Source organism: Kitasatospora sp. NPDC058048, from assembly GCF_042885555.1.
In the GTDB taxonomy this organism is placed as follows: domain Bacteria; phylum Actinomycetota; class Actinomycetes; order Streptomycetales; family Streptomycetaceae; genus Kitasatospora; species Kitasatospora lactacystinica.
On record NZ_JBHVRT010000002.1, the window covers coordinates 59,138 to 75,815 of the forward strand.

The 16,678-nt window shown below is 71.7% G+C and carries 15 protein-coding genes; 5 read left to right on the top strand and 10 right to left on the bottom strand.

The window, feature by feature from the left end:
* Positions 1-5: 5 nt before the first annotated feature.
* Together ACFVVA_RS02340 and ACFVVA_RS02345 are read right to left on the bottom strand one after the other, a co-directional pair.
* Positions 6-1,169: an NAD(P)-binding domain-containing protein gene (locus ACFVVA_RS02340; protein WP_387684885.1), complete on the bottom strand. Its 1,164-nt coding sequence runs from the start codon at positions 1,167-1,169 to the stop codon at positions 6-8.
* 180 nt (positions 1,170-1,349) lie between these two features.
* Complete coding sequence (locus ACFVVA_RS02345) at positions 1,350-1,721, bottom strand: YbjQ family protein (protein WP_387684887.1); 372 nt, start codon at positions 1,719-1,721, stop codon at positions 1,350-1,352.
* A 124-nt stretch (positions 1,722-1,845) separates the two neighbouring features.
* Here ACFVVA_RS02345 and ACFVVA_RS02350 point away from each other — a divergent pair, with 124 nt between their 5' ends.
* The 3 genes from ACFVVA_RS02350 to ACFVVA_RS02360 all read left to right on the top strand — a co-directional run bounded on the left by ACFVVA_RS02350 (position 1,846) and on the right by ACFVVA_RS02360 (position 4,410).
* Positions 1,846-2,775, top strand: a complete 930-nt coding sequence (locus ACFVVA_RS02350; protein WP_387684889.1) for a hypothetical protein — start codon at positions 1,846-1,848, stop codon at positions 2,773-2,775.
* Positions 2,776-2,920: 145 nt separating this feature from the next.
* Positions 2,921-3,490 (top strand): hypothetical protein, encoded by a 570-nt coding sequence (locus ACFVVA_RS02355; RefSeq protein WP_387684891.1) that lies wholly within the window; start codon positions 2,921-2,923, stop codon positions 3,488-3,490.
* A 143-nt stretch (positions 3,491-3,633) separates the two neighbouring features.
* Positions 3,634-4,410 (top strand): peptidyl-tRNA hydrolase, encoded by a 777-nt coding sequence (locus ACFVVA_RS02360; RefSeq protein ID WP_387684893.1) that lies wholly within the window; start codon positions 3,634-3,636, stop codon positions 4,408-4,410.
* 272 nt (positions 4,411-4,682) lie between these two features.
* Here the strand turns inward: ACFVVA_RS02360 and ACFVVA_RS02365 are convergent, their stop codons facing one another.
* From ACFVVA_RS02365 to ACFVVA_RS02385, 5 genes are all read right to left on the bottom strand, one after another.
* Positions 4,683-5,333, bottom strand: coding sequence for a response regulator (locus tag ACFVVA_RS02365; RefSeq protein ID WP_387684895.1), 651 nt, complete (start codon positions 5,331-5,333; stop codon positions 4,683-4,685).
* Between the two features lie 4 nt (positions 5,334-5,337).
* Positions 5,338-6,384, bottom strand: a complete 1,047-nt coding sequence (locus tag ACFVVA_RS02370; RefSeq protein ID WP_387684897.1) for a sensor histidine kinase — start codon at positions 6,382-6,384, stop codon at positions 5,338-5,340.
* 146 nt (positions 6,385-6,530) lie between these two features.
* Positions 6,531-8,741 carry an MMPL family transporter gene (locus ACFVVA_RS02375; RefSeq protein WP_387684899.1) on the bottom strand — a complete coding sequence of 737 codons (2,211 nt, stop codon included), beginning with the start codon at positions 8,739-8,741 and terminating at the stop codon, positions 6,531-6,533.
* Between the two features lie 293 nt (positions 8,742-9,034).
* Positions 9,035-10,153, bottom strand: a complete 1,119-nt coding sequence (locus ACFVVA_RS02380) for a fatty acid desaturase family protein (protein WP_387684900.1) — start codon at positions 10,151-10,153, stop codon at positions 9,035-9,037.
* Positions 10,154-10,160: 7 nt separating this feature from the next.
* On the bottom strand, positions 10,161-11,231 hold the full coding sequence (locus tag ACFVVA_RS02385; RefSeq protein WP_387684902.1) for a ferredoxin reductase: 1,071 nt from the start codon (positions 11,229-11,231) through the stop codon (positions 10,161-10,163).
* 87 nt (positions 11,232-11,318) lie between these two features.
* On the opposite strand from ACFVVA_RS02385, the gene ACFVVA_RS02390 reads away from it, so the two are divergent.
* Entirely contained in the window at positions 11,319-12,458 is a 1,140-nt protein-coding gene (locus tag ACFVVA_RS02390) for a PucR family transcriptional regulator (RefSeq protein ID WP_387684904.1), read from the top strand.
* A 206-nt stretch (positions 12,459-12,664) separates the two neighbouring features.
* On the opposite strand, the gene ACFVVA_RS02395 is transcribed toward ACFVVA_RS02390, so the two are convergent.
* Genes ACFVVA_RS02395 through ACFVVA_RS02405 form a run of 3 tightly spaced genes read right to left on the bottom strand, consistent with a single transcriptional unit; the run spans position 12,665 to position 15,112 of the window.
* Positions 12,665-13,420, bottom strand: coding sequence for a hypothetical protein (locus ACFVVA_RS02395; protein WP_387684905.1), 756 nt, complete (start codon positions 13,418-13,420; stop codon positions 12,665-12,667).
* Between the two features lie 31 nt (positions 13,421-13,451).
* Positions 13,452-14,198: an ABC transporter permease gene (locus ACFVVA_RS02400; RefSeq protein ID WP_387684907.1), complete on the bottom strand. Its 747-nt coding sequence runs from the start codon at positions 14,196-14,198 to the stop codon at positions 13,452-13,454.
* The gene (locus ACFVVA_RS02405) at positions 14,195-15,112 is read right to left on the bottom strand and encodes an ABC transporter ATP-binding protein (RefSeq protein ID WP_387684909.1); all 918 of its coding nucleotides are present in this window, start codon (positions 15,110-15,112) and stop codon (positions 14,195-14,197) included. The genes ACFVVA_RS02400 and ACFVVA_RS02405 overlap by 4 nt, the downstream gene beginning before the upstream one ends.
* 201 nt (positions 15,113-15,313) lie before the next feature.
* On the opposite strand from ACFVVA_RS02405, the gene ACFVVA_RS02410 reads away from it, so the two are divergent.
* On the top strand, positions 15,314-16,657 hold the full coding sequence (locus ACFVVA_RS02410; protein ID WP_387684911.1) for a sensor histidine kinase: 1,344 nt from the start codon (positions 15,314-15,316) through the stop codon (positions 16,655-16,657).
* Positions 16,658-16,678 lie beyond the last annotated feature (21 nt).

The following is a 16,678-nucleotide window of genomic DNA, read 5'->3' on the forward strand; positions in this document are numbered from 1 at the left end:
CGAGCTCAGACGGCGGCGGGTTCCGCGACCTGGTCCGCGAGCGCCGGGCTCCCGCCGGTCGGTGCCGCGAGCGCCGGGTCCCCGAGGAGCCCGACCAGGTCGTTGACAGCCGCGCGGCCGGCCCGGTTGGCGCCGACGGTGCTGGCGGACGGACCGTAGCCGACCAGGTGGACGCGCGGGTCGGCGGTGGCGCGGGTGCCGGTGAGGGCGATCCCGCCGCCGGGGGAGCGCAGCCCGAGCGGGGCGAGGTGCCCGACCTCGGGCCGGAAGCCGGTGGCCCAGACGATCGCGTCCACCGGCAGCTCCTCGTCGCCCCAGGCGACCCCGTGCTCGGTCAGGCGGTCGAACATCGGACGGCGGCGCAGCGCGCCCAGCTCCTGGGCGCGCCGGAGGGCGACGGACGGGCCGAGCCCGGTCACGCTGACCACGCTGCGCACCGGCAGGCCCTGCCGGACTCGCTCCTCGACCTTGGCGACCACCGCGCGCCCGTACTCGGGGGTGAACGGTCCGTCGTGGTAGAGGGGTTCGGAGCGGGTGACCCACACCGTCTCGCCGACGGCGGCGACCTCCGACAGCACCTGGACCGCCGAGGCGCCGCCACCGACCACCAGCACGCGCCGGCCGGCGAACTCCTCGGGACCGCGGTACTCGGCGTAGTGCAGCTGGCGGCCCGCGAAGTGACCGGGGTAGTGCGGGAGGAAGGGCCGGGTCCAGGTGCCGGTGGCGTTGATCAGTGCGCGCGTGGACCAGACACCGTGGTCGGTCTCGACCAGCAGCCGGGCGTCCGGTCGTTCGGACTCGGCGCGTACGGCACGCACCGCGACCGGGCGTACGACCGGGAGCGCGTGTCGGACCTCGTACGCTGCGAAGTACTCCGGCACCACCTCGCGCGCGCGGGCTCCGGGGTCCGGCGGCGGGAGTTCGGCGTCGGGGAGGTCGTGGACGCCGTGCACGGTGGCCATCCGCAGGGACGGCGAGCGGTGCGCCCAGGCGCCCCCGGGGACGGCGTTGGCGTCGAGGACGACGAAACCGCCGTCGACGCCCGCCCGGTACGGGGCGAAACCGCGGCGGCCCAGGTGGTAGGCGGCGGAAAGGCCTGCCTGCCCGGCACCCACCACCAGGACGTCCACGCGTTCCGGAACGCTGTTCGTTGCACCGTAAACAGTCACGCCGCTGAAACATCAGGGGGTCGACGGCTGTTCCCGTCGTCCCGCCGGGGCTCCGTCGGCGTCCGTGGAGGAGCGAACGGTGGTCGCGAACGGGAGTGCGCGGGGGGATGCGCGAAGGCGCGAAGGTGCGAGGGCGCGAAGGCGTGGATGTCGAGGAGCAGGAGCAGGAGCGGAGGAGCGTCAGGAGAGCGGGGAGATGACCGCGGCGGTGCCGTAGGCGCAGACCTCGGTGCCGACGTCGGCCGCCTCCGTGACGTCGAAGCGCATCATCAGGACGGCGTTGCCGCCGCGCGCCTTGGTCTGCTCGACCAGCCGCCGCATGGCCTCGTTGCGGCTCTCGACCAGGGTCTTCGTCAGACCGCGCAGCTCGCCGCCGATCAGCGACTTCAGACCGGCACCGACCTGGCTCCCGAGGTGGCGGCTGCGCACGGTCAGCCCGAAGACCTCGCCGATCACGTGGTCGACCCGGAAGCCGGGGATGTCGTTGGTGGTCACGACCAAGACGTCGGCGTTCGGGCCCTGCCCGCCGCCGTACTCGTTGATGTCAGCCATGGGACGCATCCTGCCAGTTCCTGCGTCCGAGTGACCGAGGCCTGGCCGGGCAGTGGCCGAGAACGCTTCCGGAAGCTGGTCCGGACCGGTGATCGGGGGGCCGAAAGGCCGTACCGTTAGCCCCATGGGCGAGCGAAGCGATCATCCACAGGGGCCGGGCGCGGCGGAGGACTCCGGCGCGCAGGAGATCGAGGCGACGGTGGTGCTGGGCCTGCGGATCACCGACTGGCCGGCCCTGCGCGCGGCCGCGATCAGGGCCGTCGAGGAGCTGGATTTCGACGGCATCGACCCGGCCGGCCAGCGTCGCGAACTGCTGCGCGAGGTCGCCGAGGACGCCAACGCGGCGCTCGGCGCGCTGCTGCATCCGGACCGGCTGGTGGCCGCCATCCCCGGGGTCGAGGCGATGGGCGGGACGCTGGAGATCAGCGTCACGGAGGACTTCACACCGGACTTCGCCGACCTGTTCCCGCTGGAGGGCGACGAGGAGGACGGCGGCGCGGGCGCGGACTGGACGCTCACCCCGCGCACCGCCTGCCTGCTCCACGCCCAGCTGATAGGCCTGGCCGACGCCGCGTACGACGACTTCGACGAGCACGGGGACGAGGCGATCGTCGACGGCGAGGACACGGACTGGACGGTCTTCGCCCGGCTCCCCGAACGCACCTGGCGGATGCACCGGAACTGGCGCCGCGCGATGGCCCGGGCCTTCGACGACCTCGCCGACGACCTCGCCCTCGGCGAGTGGCCACTGCCACGCTGCCTGGCCGAGGACGTGGCGCTGCGGATGGCCCTGGTGGACGCCCGGACGCTGCTCGGCGCCCAGCCCGAGTCGGTCGCGGACATGATGGGCGACCTCCCGGCCGACCTGTACGACTACGACTGGGACGGCTGCCACGACGAACTGTTCGGGGTCTACGGGCCGGACGACGGTGATCCGGAGCTGGGGGTGGAGCAGCGCACGGAGGCGCTGCTGGCGGCCACCCACCCGGAGGGCTGGTTCCTGATGTACGAGGACGCCGAGGAGCGGGATCCGCAGCGCGGCTACCGGCGCTGACGGGGCGCTGCGTCGCAGGGCGGGCGTCGGGCACCAGGGCATTGGACGTCGGGGCGTTGGACGTCAGGAGCAGGGCGTCGGTCGCCGGTTCCGTGGCCGTCGCTCGGGCCGGGCGGTCCGATGGGTGGGCGGTTAGGCTGCGGGCATGTCCGATGTGCGTGGCATGCGCGGTCCGTCCCCCGACGATCCTCTCGATCTCGACGGTCCCCACGATCCGAGTGCTCCCGAAGAGGGCGAAAGGACAGGCGGAGGGCCGGGCGATGAGGACGAACCGGCGCTGGCCCGGATCGCGCTCGGGCTGGACGGGGCAAGGGCGGCGCAGCGCGGTCGGACGGCCGAGGCCCGGGCCGGCTTCGAGGCGCTCTGGGAGGCACTGGGAGAACGGGACGTCTTCCACCGCTGCCTCGTCGCCCACTACCTGGCCGACCTGCAGGACGACCCGCGCGCCGAGCTGGAATGGGACCGGCGGGCCCTGGCCGCCGCCGACTCGCTGAGCGCCGAGCGTGCCCGGACGTACGAGTCGGCCCTCCAGGTGCGTGCCTTCTACCCCTCGCTGCACCTCAACCTGGCCTCGGACCACCTCAAGCTCGGCGAGCCGGACCTCGCCCGTGAGCAGCTCGAACGCGCCGTGCGCAGTCTGGACGCGCTGCCGGAGGACGCGTACAGCGCGAGCATCCGGACGGCGGTGGACGAGCTGCGGCAGCGGCTGCGGTGAGCGCGGAGGTGGACGCTGCGGCGGTCGGGCCGAGTCGGGCCGGGCCGAGTCGTCCGGAGCGGGGCTGGCATCCTGGACGGGTGACTGATCCTTCCGATGCCCCGACCCCCACTGCTTCGACCTCCACTGCTCCGACTCCGACTGTGGTTCCCCCGGCGCCGGCTCCGGTCTCCGAGCCCCCGGCCCCTGCGGCCGACCCCGGCGAGGCCCCGGACCGCGAGGACCGCGAGGACCGCGACGAGCGGCCGCAGTATGTGCTGCCGCTGCTCGTCCGGATGGAGCGGGCCACTCCGCCGAGCCGGACGGACGCGCTGGAGACCTCGGCCCGGGCGGTGCTCACCCTGCTGGCCGACCCCCGGGTGACCGGGGCGGACGGCGAGTGGGCGGAGCGCGTCGCGGCCTGGGAGGACGCCCGGATCCGCAAGGTGGTCCGGCGGGCCCGGGGCGGGGAGTGGCGCCGGGCGGGCGAGCTGCCGGGCCTCACGGTGCACGGCCGGGAGGCCGAGGTGCGGGTGTTCCCGCCGGTCCCGCTGGACGGGTGGCCGAAGGAGCTCGCCAAGCTCCAGGTGTCCGGGACGGACCTTGAGGAGACGGTCGAGGTCACGGCGCCCGAGCCGGGGCTGCCGGTGCTGTGGCTCAACCCCGAGCTGGAGATGAGCGCGGGCAAGACGATGGCGCAGACCGGGCACGCCGCCCAACTCGCGTGGTGGCGGCTGGACGAGGCGCAGCGCAAGGAGTGGGCCGAGGCCGGCTTCGCGCTCGCGGTCCGAACGGCCTCGCCGCAGGCGTGGGAGGAACTCGTCCGCAGCGGGCTGCCGGTGGTCCAGGACGCGGGCTTCACCGAGATCGCGCCGGGGCCGACTGTCGCACTCGAGGGAGGCACGCGCTACTGCCCCGTCGGGCGCCTACGACGCCCGTGAATGCACCACGCTGACCCCAACACGGCAACGTAGCAGGGCAGGTGCGCGCGTTCCCGGCCGTCGGCTGTCTCCGGCGGGCCTTCCCGGAGGGGGCAGGGGACGGCGCTCCCGCCCACGGGCAAGACGAGTAGGCAATCGCGAAAGGCCGCGGCCTGTTCGTCAGCGAGCTGCTCGGCCGTCCGAAGCCGGACCCGTTCGGCGACGGCGGGTTCGTCGTGGAGGGGCTGACGGTGTCAGGAGCCGGCCGGGGCGCCGATCACCGGGCGCCTGGGCTAACGCCTGTCCAGCAGTCCGCGTTCGAGGGCCACGACCACCGCGTGCGTGCGGTCTCTGACGTCGAGCTTGGCGAAGACCCGCAGCAGATGGGTCTTCACCGTGGCCTCCGTGATGATCAGCCGCCGACCGATCTCCACGTTGGACAGGCCGTCGGCGACCGCGCTCAGCACATCCACCTCCCGGGTGGTCAGGGCCACCGGAGCTGGTTGCCGCATGCGGGCAACCAGCCGCTCCGCGACCCTCGGGGCCAGGACGGTCTCGCCGCGGGAGGCGGATCGGATGGCGTCGACGAGCTGATCACGCGTGGTGTCCTTGAGCAGGTAGCCGATCGCGCCGGCCTCGACCGCGCGCTCGATCTCCGCGTCGGTGTCGTACGTGGTCAGGATCAGTACCCGGGTTCCCGGGTGGCGGGCGACGATCTCGGCGGTGGCACTTGCCCCGTCGAGGACCGGCATCCGCAGATCGATCAGTGCCACGTCCGGCTTCAGACGCTCGACGAGTTCGACGGCCGCGCGGCCGTCGCCGCCCTCGCCGACGATGTCGATGGTGGGCTCCGAGGACAGCAGGGCGACGACCCCGGCGCGCATGACCGTGTGATCGTCGACCACGATGATGCGGAGCCCGTCCGCCTCTGTCCGAGCTGTCATGTCGTCATACCTGACTGTTCGTTGGTATCGCGGCGAGGACGCGGGTGCCGTCGCCGAGGGAACTGGTGACGGTCAGTTCGCCGCCGAGTTCGGCCAGGCGATTGCGCATGCCGTTGAGCCCGAAGCCGTGGGAGTCCTCGACCACGAAGCCCTGGCCGTCGTCGGTTATCTCCAGTTCGAGGCCATCCGGAGACGGCGTGAGGACGACCGCCACGGCGGAGGCGGCCGCGTGCTTGCGGACATTGGCCAGGGACTCCTGGGTGCAGCGCAGGAGCGCGATCCGGGTCGGCTGGTCGCACTCGACGTCCGGCAGATCTGCGGTGACGGTGAGCCCCGTGTCCTCGGCGAACCGGTCAAGGGTCCGGCGCAGGGTCTTGGAGACCGAACCGAGGAGGAGACCGCTCCGCGGGGCGGAGCCGACGAGCGCCCGTGCCTCGGCGAGGTTCTCGCGTGCGGTGTTCTCGATCGAGAGCAGTTGCCGGGCGCTCCTGGCGGGCGCGGTGTCGAGGCTGGAACGGGCCGCCTCCGCCAGCACGATGATGGATGCGAAGCCCTGCGCGAGGGTGTCATGGATCTCCCGCGCGAGCCGCTCGCGCTCCGCCGTGGCGCCCTGGAGTTTGTGCGCCTCGGCCAGTCGCGACTGGGCGCTCTCCAGCTCGGAGCCCAGGCGGCGGGCGCGCTCGTCGCTCTGCTCGACGATTCGGGCCACCCCCAGTCCGAGCAACACGCTCGCCGTGTAGCCGATGAGGGTGAAGATGATGTTGCCGGTGGAGAAGTCCTCCGCATGCCAGCTCTGATGGCGGACGATGCCGACCACGGTGGCCGCGGCGGCAGCGCCGCTGAGGGCGATCGAGTGCCGCGCGCTCCTGGCGAGGAGCCAGAAGTGAGGGAGCGACACGATGAACAGTGCCGCGCCGTCGCCGCGCAGGAGGGACAGTGCGCCCAAGCCGAGGACGAGCACGCCCAGAAAGGTGTGGGAGCGCAGCACGGGATTACGGGGAAAGGCCACAACGGTCGCGTAGCAGAGGGCGATCACGGCAATCAGCGCCAACGACCCGTACCTCGTCGATCCGGTGTGGTGCAGCGCGGAGACGACCGGGGGACACAGGCCCAGGGACACCCAGGAGACCGCGTACCACCGGCGCAGGGTTCGGGTGCGGAACCGGTCGTCGGGCTGCGGCCGTTGAATCACGATCGTCAGCCTACGTCCTGCGGCATGCCGGCAGCAGGGACAGCGGTCTGCGCCCGTCGTGCCGGGCGCAGCGGCCACCATGCCCGCTCGCCGAGGAGCAGCAGCAGCGACGGCAGGACCATGAGCCGGATGACCACGGCGTCCAGCAGTACGGCCGTCGCCAGGCAGAAGCCCATCTGCTTCATCTCGGTGAGGTGCAGGGCGACGAAGGCGCCGAACACGGTCACCATCACGATCGCCGCGCTGGTCACCACCTTGGCCGACCGGCTGATGCCGTCCACTACGGCCTCGCGAGCCGACATCCCGTTCTGCCTGGCCTCCTGTATCCGGCTGACCACGAACACCTGGTAGTCCATTGACAGACCGAAGAGGATCACGAAGAGGAACAGCGGTACCCGGGACGCGATCGCGCCGAGGGAGCGGAAGGCCAGTAGGTGCTCCGCCCACGTTCCCTGGAAGAACACGACCATCAGGCCGAGCGAGGCCCCGGCGGACAGCAGGTTGAGTACGACGCCGATCAGGCCGATGGCCACCGAGCGGAACGCCCATACGGTCATCACGAAGGTCACCAGCAGCAGGAATCCGATGACCAGCGGCAGTTTGGTGTTCTCGTGATCCACGTAGTCGCGGCCTCGGGCCACCTCACCGCTCACCCCCGTCTCCACGCCGGACAGCTTGCCGACCGTGGCGGGCAGATAGTCCTTACGGATGTGGTCGAGTGACGTGATCGCCTCGGCGGAGGGTGCGGGGAACGGGACGGCCAGTTCCAGCACGCTGATCCGGCCGTCGGCCGACGTACGGACCACCGGCTCGGTGTCCCTGGCGAACAGCGGGTCGGTCTGCGCCCGCAGGCCGAGGTCCGCCAGAGCATGCTGGACCTCCGGGGCCCGCTCCGGTGTGGCGCGTGCGACGACCACGTGCTTGACCAGGAGCTCGGGGAAGGCTGTGTTCAGCCGGTCGTAGACCTGCATGGCCGGGATGTCGCGGGAGAATGTGTCCTTGCCGGGGTCGACGAGTTTCAGGCTGAGGGCGGGCGCAGCCAGGGCGAGCATGACCAGCGTTGATACGCACAGCGTGAGGGCGGGGTGCTTCCGCGCGGGCCTCAGCAGCGCGCCGAACATCCGGCCCGTCCCGGCCTCCGCGCGCCTCGTGCGGACCGGCTTGCCGCGGCTCGCCCGGCGGGCGGCCTTGCGGTCCGCCCGGCGCTCGGTCCGCCGGCCGATCTTCACCAGGAGTGCGGGAAGTACGGTCAGGGAGCTGGCCATGGCGACCGCCACGACCAGGATCGTGCCCGTGGCCAACGAGGAGAAGATGACGTCCGTGGCCAGGTACAGGGCCGTGGTGGAGGCGATCACGGCGAGAGCGGAGACCACAATGGCCCGACCCGCGGTCGCCGAGGCCAGCTCCACCAGGGCCTCCGAGCTGAGCCGTCCCCCGGCGCGGGCCCGTTCCTCGCGTTCGCGCTTGAGGTAGAAGAGGGTGTAGTCGACGCCTACCGCCAAGCCGATGAGCAGGATCATGTTGGTCCCGACACCGGGATCGGGCAGGACATGGGACGCGATCATGGACAGCCCCAGGGCGGCGGCGATCGAGGAGAGCGCGAGCAGCAGCGGCACACCGGCCATGACCACCGATCCGAAGACGATCAGCAGGGTGATGAGCGTGACCGGCAGGGTGATGCGCTCGGAGAGCGCGAGGTCCTTCCCGCGCTGGTCGTTGACGCCCTTGCTGATGGAAGGGGAGCCGGTCTCCTCCACGACCAGGTCCGGGTGGCCGTCCTGCACCTGGGCCGTCCGGGCGAGGACCGGGACGACGTTCTTCTTCCCTTCCAGCTCGGGGCCCTTCAGGATCACCGCGACCCTGAGAACCGTGCCGTCCTTGGACCGGACCGGAGCTGCCACGCTGTCCACCTCGGGCAGCTTGCGCAGCCGATCGGTGAGGTCCTGCGCCGCCGCTGCCGCTGCGGCCAGGTCCAGCGGCCCGGACCTGGCGTGGATGATGATCTGCTCGGTCGGCCGCTGCTGCAGGCTGCCCGCGCTCGCGATCGCCTCGGCCCGCCCCGCCTCACCGACCCGGTAGTCCTCGGTGGTTGCTTCATGGGAGCCGATCGCGACGCCGGCGCCGAGGCACAGAATGACAAACGCGAACCAGCCGGCGATCGCGCGCCATGCGTGCCGGGCGCTCCAATCGGCTATCCGTACAGGGAGTTGACTCATGGCCGAGATCCTGGTCGGCCGGGGGCCGTTCCCGACACGCCCGGTCGGTTGAACCTTGGGTCCACCGGTCGGTGGACGGCGGGAGGTGGGGCTGCCGCTGCCAGGCGGCGCCCGTGGCCGAGCCGACCACCGGCCGGACGACCGGCCACTGGGCGCGAGGCATCATGATCACGTCGGGCCGGCCAGGTCAACGGCGTGTCGGGCTGCTGTCTCGGCAGACCTGGTCCGCGGGCCGTCGAGCGCGGCGAGGGCTCCCGTGCGGATGTCGTCACCCGGAGAACCACTACCGGGAGTCAGGCCGTGACGAGCTCCTTCTCGCGGGCCGGTGTCTTGACCTTGGGCTTCCTGTTCGGCAGCGAGAGCCGGAAGACCTTGTGCCACGCGGAGAACACCTGTTTGGGCAGCGGCCCGGTGACGTACTCCAGCTCGTACTTTTCGAACAGCGCGCGCACCTTCACCGCGACTTCGGCGTACCGGTTGCTCGGCAGGTCCGGGAACAGGTGGTGCTCGATCTGGTGGGACAGGTTGCCCGTCATGAAGTGCATGGCCCTGCTGCCGCTGATGTTCGCCGAGCCCATCATCTGGCGCAGGTACCACTGGCCGCGCGTCTCGCCCTCGACCGACTGGCGCTCGAAGACCTGTACGCCTTCCGGGAAGTGCCCGCACATGATCACCGAGTGGGACCAGATGTTGCGGACCAGGTTCGCGGTGAACGTGGCTGCGAGCGTGGTGAGGAACGACGGGCCCGACAGCAGCGGGTGGATCACGTAGTCCTTGAGTACCTGCTTGCGGATCTTGCGGCCCACGGCCTTGGCCCGCGCCCGGAACTCCGGGTTCCTGCGACGGTGCTTCTGCAGGTTCTTGCCGAGTTCGAGGTCGTACGCTGCGATGCCGTACTCGAAGAAGCAGGCGTTGACGAAGTTCCACAGCGGCTGGCCGAGGTGGAGCGGGTGCCACTTCTGGTCCTCGTCGACGCGCATGATGCCGTAGCCGAGGTCGTTGTCCTTGCCGATCACGTTGGTGTACGTGTGGTGCAGCTCGTTGTGCGAGTGCTTCCACTGCTCGGACGGCGAGACGTGGTCCCACTCCCAGGTGGTGGAGTGGATCTTCGGGTCCCGCATCCAGTCCCACTGGCCGTGCAGGACGTTGTGGCCGATCTCCATGTTTTCCATGATCTTCGCCACTGAGAGGCCGGCGGTGCCGAGCAGCCACGCGGGCGGGAAGATCGAGAACAGCAGCACGCCCCTGCTGGCCAGTTCGAGCTTGCGCTGCGCCGAGACGACCTTGCGGATGTAGGCGGCGTCCTTCTCGCCGCGGTCGGCGAGCACCTCGTCGCGGATCGCGTCCAGCTCGCGTCCGAGCTCCTCGATCTGCTCCGCGGTCAGGTGGGCGGTGGGGTCGATGGCGGTCAAGGTGCTTCTACCGTTCGATGTCGCAGGGGCCCGCCGCGGCGGACACGCAGGTCTGGATGAGGACGCCCGGCTCGGCCTCGGTGATCTCGCCGGTGCGCAGGTCACGGACGGCGCCCGCCTTGAGCGGCGTGACGCAGCCGAAGCAGATGCCCATGCGGCATCCGGAGGGCATGAGTACGCCAGCCTCCTCGCCGATGTCCAGCAATGGCGTGGCGCCGTCCGCGTCCACGGTCTTGCCGGTGGCGCTGAACGTGACCTCGCCGCCGTTGTTGCTGCCGCCGTCGCCGGCGACGACGATGCGGGGGTGGAACCGTTCGGTGTGCAGGCGCTCCTGGACGCCGTGCTCGGTCCAGTGCTCCTCCGCGGCGTCGAGCAGGCCCGCGGGCCCGCAGGCCCAGGTCTCGCGCTCGGCCCAGTCGGGCACGAGATCGCCGAGACGGGCGATGTCGAGCCTGCCGTCCGTGTCGGTGTGCACCTCGGTGAGGCGCAGCTTCTTGTCCGCGACCAGGCCGTGCAGTTCGTTGCGGAAGATCACGTCTTGCGGCTGTGGTGCGCAGTGGACCAGGACGACGTCGTCGACCTCGGTGTCGCGCAGCATGCCCATCACGGGCGTGATGCCGCTGCCGGCCGTCAGGTAGAGCACCTTGGCGGGCTTGGCACGCGGCAGCACGAAGTCACCGGTCGGCTGGTCGAGCTGGATCAGCGTGCCCGGTGTCGCCCTGCGGACGAGGTGGTTGCTGACCTTGCCGTCCGGGATCGCCTTCACGGTGATCGTGATGCGGCCGTCCTCGCGGTCTGTCGGTGAGGTGATGGAGTAGCTACGCCACAGGCGCCTCCCGTCGACGTCGACCCCGATCCGCACGTACTGACCGGCCGTGTGGCCGCGCCAGCCCCGTCCCGGCCTGATCACGATGGTCGCTGCGTCAGCCGTCTCGGGGCGCACGGCCTCGATGCGCCCACGCAGGTCGGCGCCCGCACGCAGCGGGCTGACCAGGTCGAGGTAGTCCGACGGCAGCAGCGGCGTCGTGACCATCTCCAGCAGCTTCCATGCCCTGCTGCGGAGGGCTGCACTCGTCATGACTCCAGCTTGCTGCGCCTCAGGGCGTAAAGTCCTGACCATAGGACGTGAATCTGGTCGGCTGAATTGTTCGTAGGGAACAAAAACGTGAGCCATGCAATCAGGAGGGCCGCCGAACTGGTCCTGGATGACACGACGGTCACCGTACTTCGGGCCGCGCTGACGGCCACCGCCGACGAGGTCGTCCAGGCGATCATTGACGAGGTCCCGCCCTATGCCAACGCGCTTTCGGGCCGCATGGGCGGAACCATCCGCCGGGCCGTCCGCACCGCGCTGGGGCACTACCTGGACCTCGCGAGCGGGAACGCCACGAGTGGCGACGCCGGTGACGCGGCCTACGAGCTCGGCCGCGGCGAGGTGCGCGACGGCCGCTCGATGGACGCCCTGCTCAGCGCCTACCGCGTCGGCGCCCGCGTGGCCTGGCGATGCCTGGCAGCGGGTGCCGTACCCGCAGGTCTGCCCGCTGCCGAGGTCGCCAAGTTCGCCGAGCTGACCTTCGCCTACATCGACGAGCTCTCCGCCGCGAGCGCCGCAGGCCATGCCGACGAACTGGCCGCCCGGGGCAGGGCCCACGAGCGCCACCTGGAACACCTGGCCCGTGACCTCCTCGCCGGCGCGAGTCCGGACGTGCTGCTGGCCGCTGTTCAACGGGCCGGGTGGCAGCCCCCGGTTTCGCTGACCGTGGTCCTGCTGCCCGCCGCCCAGGCCCGGCCGGCCTACCGCGTGCTCGACCCGGGCACTCTCGTCCTCGACGATCTGCCGGACGCCACCGGTGTGCTGCTCGTCCCCGATGCCGACCGGCCGCACCTCTTGCGGCAGCTGACCGGCCGCACCGCCGTGGTCGGCCCGGCACGGCCATGGACTCGTGCGTCCGCCTCGTACGCCCGGGCCGTACGCGCGCGCTCCCTTTCCGCTGAGATTCGCGACACCGAGGACCACCTGCCCGAGCTGGTGCTGAGCGCGGACGTGGACGCGTTCGCAGACCTGCGTGCCCGAGCCCTCGCGCCGTTGCGGGCCTTGCCTGTAGCGACCGCAGGGCGGCTGGAGGAGACCTTGCGGGCGTGGCTGCTGCACCAGGGCAGGCGGGACGAGGTGGCGGCGGCGTTGTTCGTCCATCCTCAGACAGTCCGGTACCGGATGTCGCAGCTGCGGGAGCTGTTTCCGGATCTCGCCTCGCCGGACCGCGTTCTTGAACTGACCATGGCGGTGGGTCTTCGGGGCAGCTGACGCGTACTTCGACCGTCCACGACTGCGTCCGCGAGCGGGCCAGGAATCATGTCTCGGTCTCGGTCTCGGTCTCGGTGTCGGTGTCGGTGTCGGAACGAACGGCGGCGAACAGATGACGGCCAACGGATAACAGCGAACGGATGACAGATTTTGAAATCTGTCATCCGCTATCTGTCATCCGTCCGCTGTTCGTTCGCCGTCACCCGTCAGCTCGGCTTGTACCGCCGCATCGCCCGAAGCCCGCCGTAGACCGCCAGGGCGGTCCAGAGCGCCATGATCAGCAGCCCGGTCCAGTGGCCGTAGTGGACGCCCGGCTCGGGCTGGGTGCGCATCGCGTACAGGCCGGCCCGGTCGGGCAGGAACTGGCCCAGTTCGCGGACGCCGGGGATGGCGGCCAGCCAGGTGGTGCCCAGGAACACCATCGGGGTCAGCAGGCCGAGCGCGGCGCTGAAGTTGCCCAGCATCGAGGTCAGTCCGAGGCAGATCAGCACCATCATCGGGTGGTACAGCACGCCGGCCAGGAAGCTGCGGGTCAGGCCCGGGGTGGAGAGGTCCAGGCCGACGGTGGCGCCGACGACCAGGAACGAACCCGCCGTCGAGGCCAGCCCGAGCAGCAGGCCCAGCCCGGTGCCGAGCGTGAGCTTGGCGCCGTAGAGCCGGCCGCGCCGGGGGACGGCGGTGAGCGAGGTGCCGATCATGCGGGTGTTGAACTCCTGCCCCATCAGCAGGATCCCGAGGCAGGCCACCGCGACGTGCCCGAAGAGCAGTCCGTAGAAGATCCCCCCGGCCGGGTCCTCGCCGGCCGTGTGGTCCTTCGCCCCGTAGGCGGCGTTGACGGCCGCCGTGACGCCGACCGTCAGCGCCAGGGCGACCAGCGGGGCCGCCCACTGCGAGGGCAGGGTGGTGAACTTGACCCGTTCGGCGCGTACCGCGTCGGCCGTCGCGCTCATCGTCGCTCCCATGTCCCGTCTCCCATGTCCCGTTCGCCCGTGGTCACTTGGCGCGCCGCATCGCCCGCAGGCCGCCGTACGCCGCCAGGGCGGTCCAGAGCGTCATGATCAGCAGCCCGGTCCAGTGGCCGTAGGCGATCTGCGGGTCGTCGACGTACCGCAGGGCGTACTGGCCGGCCCGGTCGGGCAGGAACTGGACCACCCGGCGCACCCCCGGGACTCCGCCGAGCAGTGGTGAGAGCAGGAAGAGGGTCGGGACCAGCAGTCCCATGGCGGCGGTGAGGTTGCCCAGCATGGCGGTCGTTCCGAGGCAGAGCACCACCACCAGCGTCTGGTAGAGCACCCCGGCGACGGCGGTGCGGACGAAGGCGGGCCCGTCCCAGTCGGCGGGGACGGAGGCCGCGTACCCGGCGAAGGCGCCCGCCGTGCCGACGGCGCCGACCGCCAGGCCGACCAGTGCGCCGAGCGTGAGCTTGGCGCCGTAGAGCCGGCCGCGTCGCGGGACGGCGGTGAGCGAGGTGCCGATCATGCGGGTGTTGAACTCCTGCCCGATCAGCAGGATGCCGAAGCAGGTCAGCGCCGCCTGGCCGAAGTTGAGGCCGTAGAAGACGCCGACACCGGGGTCGTCGGTGATGTTGTGGTCCTTGCCGCCCAGGGCCGCGCCGACGGCGGCGGTGACGCCCGCGGTGAGCACCAGGGCGAGCAGTGGGGTGATCCAGAGCGAGCGGAGCGTGGTGAGCTTGATCCACTCGGCGCGCAGGGCGTTGACGGCAGGGGTCGAAGCGTTCACGCGGCGGCCTCCGCACGGTACTCGACGCTGTCGGCCGTCATCCGCATGAACGCTTCCTCCAGGGAGTCCTGTTGCACGGCGATCTCGTACAGCACCACGCCGTTGGCGGCGGCGAGCGCGGCGATCCGCTCGGGTTCGGCGCCGCTCACCTCCCAGGCGCCGCCGGCGACTTCGGTGGCGTCGAGGCCGTGCCCGGGGTCGCGGAGCAGGGCGGCGAGCTTGGTCGGGTCGACGGCGCGGACCCTGATCCGGGTCCGGCCGTGGCGGTCGATGAACTCGGAGGTGGCGGCGTCGGCCAGCAGCCGGCCGCGCCCGATCACCACCAAGTGGTCGGCGGTGAGCGCCATTTCGGTCATCAGATGGGAGGAGACCAGCACCGCCCGGCCCTCGGCCGCCAGATCGCGGAGCAGGGTGCGGATCCAGCGGATGCCTTCCGGGTCCAGACCGTTCACGGGCTCGTCCAGCAACAGCACCGGCGGGTCGCCGAGCAGTGCGGCGGCCACCCCGAGACGCTGGCGCATGCCGAGCGAGAAGCCCCGAATCCGCCGTCCGGCCGCGTCCGCCAGGCCGACCTGGCCGAGCACCTCGTCCACCCGGCGGGCCGGCAGCCCGTTGCTCGCGGCGAGCCAGCGCAGGTGGCCGTGCGCGGTCCGGCCGCCGTGCAGTGCCTGGGCGTCCAGCAGCGCTCCGACCGTCCTCAGCGGGTCGGGCAGTTCGACGTAGGGGCGGCCGTCGACCAGGGCGTGTCCGGCGGTCGGCCGGTCGAGGCCGAGGACCAGGCGCATGGTGGTGCTCTTGCCGGCGCCGTTCGGGCCGAGGAAGCCGGTCACCACGCCGGGTCGCACCTCGAAGGTCAGGTCGTCGACGACGCGCCGGCCGTCGTACTCCTTGGTCAGGCCCTGGATCTCGATCACGGCCCGCTCCCCTCGTCTCGTCGTCTTGGCGGTCTCCGCCGGTGCTCGCTGTGGTCGGCCCCGGGCGGTGGCTCCATTCGACCGGAGCGGGCCGGTGCGGCGGATCCCGCCGGGGCGGGGAGCCGCCTCCCTCCCGGGAGGGAGAGCGCGGGCGACCGGCGCGGGAGCCGGGCGCCGGGGGCGGACTGGCAGGATGGCCCAATGCCCAAGATCGCAGTGCTGAAGAGCGCGGTGTCCGTGACCGCGGCGCCGCTGAGTGCGGTGTCCGGGCTCTTCGCGCCGCTGGTGGCCGGCGCCACGTACGCACGGATGCTGCACCTGCTGGTGGGGTGGTTCTTCGCGGGCATCGTGCTGATGGTCTATCCGGGGACGTACCACAAGAGCCTCGGCGAGATCCTGATGGCGGGCGTCTCGGTGGACGTCGTGCTGCTCGCGCTGGCCGCGCTCATACCGGCCGCCCGCCGGGCCGAGGGGGTACAGGCGCGACTGCTGCTGGTGCCCGACCGCGAGGAGGACATCGCCACCGAGCCCTCCCGCACCTGGGCCGACCGGCGGCGGACGGCCGGCTGGCTGATCGGGCGGGTCGCGCTGGGTTCGGCGGTCGGGTTCCCGCTGGTCTTCGGGATCACCGGGGCCTTCGACCGGCTGACCGGCCCGGACGCTCTCTGGTACCTCCCGCTCGTGCCGTTGGCGGTCCTCGGCTTCGGCTGGTTCCTGGTGTGCGCGGGACGCCTCCAACTCGCCATGGCGATAAGGCTGCTGGGCCCCTCCCCGGCCGAGCGGCTGGCCGAGGCGGAGCTGCGGGCCGAACGGCTCCTGGAACGCAACCGCTTGGCCCGCGAGCTGCACGACTCGATCGGCCACGCCCTGACGGTGACCGTCCTCCAGGCGGGCGCGGCGCGCGAGGTCGGGGACCGGGACTTCGTCGCCAAGGCGCTCGAAGTCATCGAGGAGACCGGCCGGCAGGCCATGGAGGACCTCGAACGCACCCTCGTGCTGCTGCGCGAGACCCCGGCCGGGGCGAACGGCGTGGCCACCGAACAGCCCGGGATCGACCAGCTGCCCACGCTGTTCGACACCGCCAGGGCGGCCGGCAGCCCGGTCGAGGCGCAGGTCGACGTGAAGCCCGGCATCCTGCCCGGGGTGCTCTCCCGCGAGTCGTACCGGATCGTCCAGGAGGGCGTCACCAACGCGCTCAAGTACGCACCGGGCGAGCCGATCGACATCCGGATCGCCGTGCGGGACGGCCGGTTGGAGCTGCGCTGCGCCAACCGGCTTCCCGGCGCCGGACGTTCAGCGACCGGAGCGGCGCGGCCTCCGGCGGGCGGGGCGGGCAGGAGTGCGACGCGCAAGGGCGGAAAGGGACTGCGCGGAATCCGCGAACGCGCCACGCTGCTCGGCGGGGAGGCGGCGGCGGGGCCTTCGGCGGCGGGCACGGCGGCAGAGGCCGTGGCAGGGGTCGCAGCGGCGGCGGCCGGGCCGATCGAGGAGGGGAACGGGGAGTGGGTGCTTGCCGTGCTCCTGCCCCTACGCTTGGGCTCGTGACGAACGATCTTGCGATGGCAG

Excerpts from the sequence above, each read along its gene's own strand:
- ACFVVA_RS02345 (WP_387684887.1), bottom strand. The coding sequence starts at position 1,721 with ATGGCTGACATCAACGAGTACGGCGGCGGGCAGGGCCCGAACGCCGAC.
- ACFVVA_RS02350 (WP_387684889.1), top strand. The coding sequence starts at position 1,846 with ATGGGCGAGCGAAGCGATCATCCACAGGGGCCGGGCGCGGCGGAGGAC.
- ACFVVA_RS02355 (WP_387684891.1), top strand. The coding sequence starts at position 2,921 with ATGTCCGATGTGCGTGGCATGCGCGGTCCGTCCCCCGACGATCCTCTC.
- ACFVVA_RS02365 (WP_387684895.1), bottom strand. The coding sequence starts at position 5,333 with ATGACAGCTCGGACAGAGGCGGACGGGCTCCGCATCATCGTGGTCGAC.
- ACFVVA_RS02375 (WP_387684899.1), bottom strand. The coding sequence starts at position 8,741 with ATGAGTCAACTCCCTGTACGGATAGCCGATTGGAGCGCCCGGCACGCA.
- ACFVVA_RS02385 (WP_387684902.1), bottom strand. The coding sequence starts at position 11,231 with ATGACGAGTGCAGCCCTCCGCAGCAGGGCATGGAAGCTGCTGGAGATG.
- ACFVVA_RS02395 (WP_387684905.1), bottom strand. The coding sequence starts at position 13,420 with ATGGGAGCGACGATGAGCGCGACGGCCGACGCGGTACGCGCCGAACGG.
- ACFVVA_RS02410 (WP_387684911.1), top strand. The coding sequence starts at position 15,314 with ATGCCCAAGATCGCAGTGCTGAAGAGCGCGGTGTCCGTGACCGCGGCG.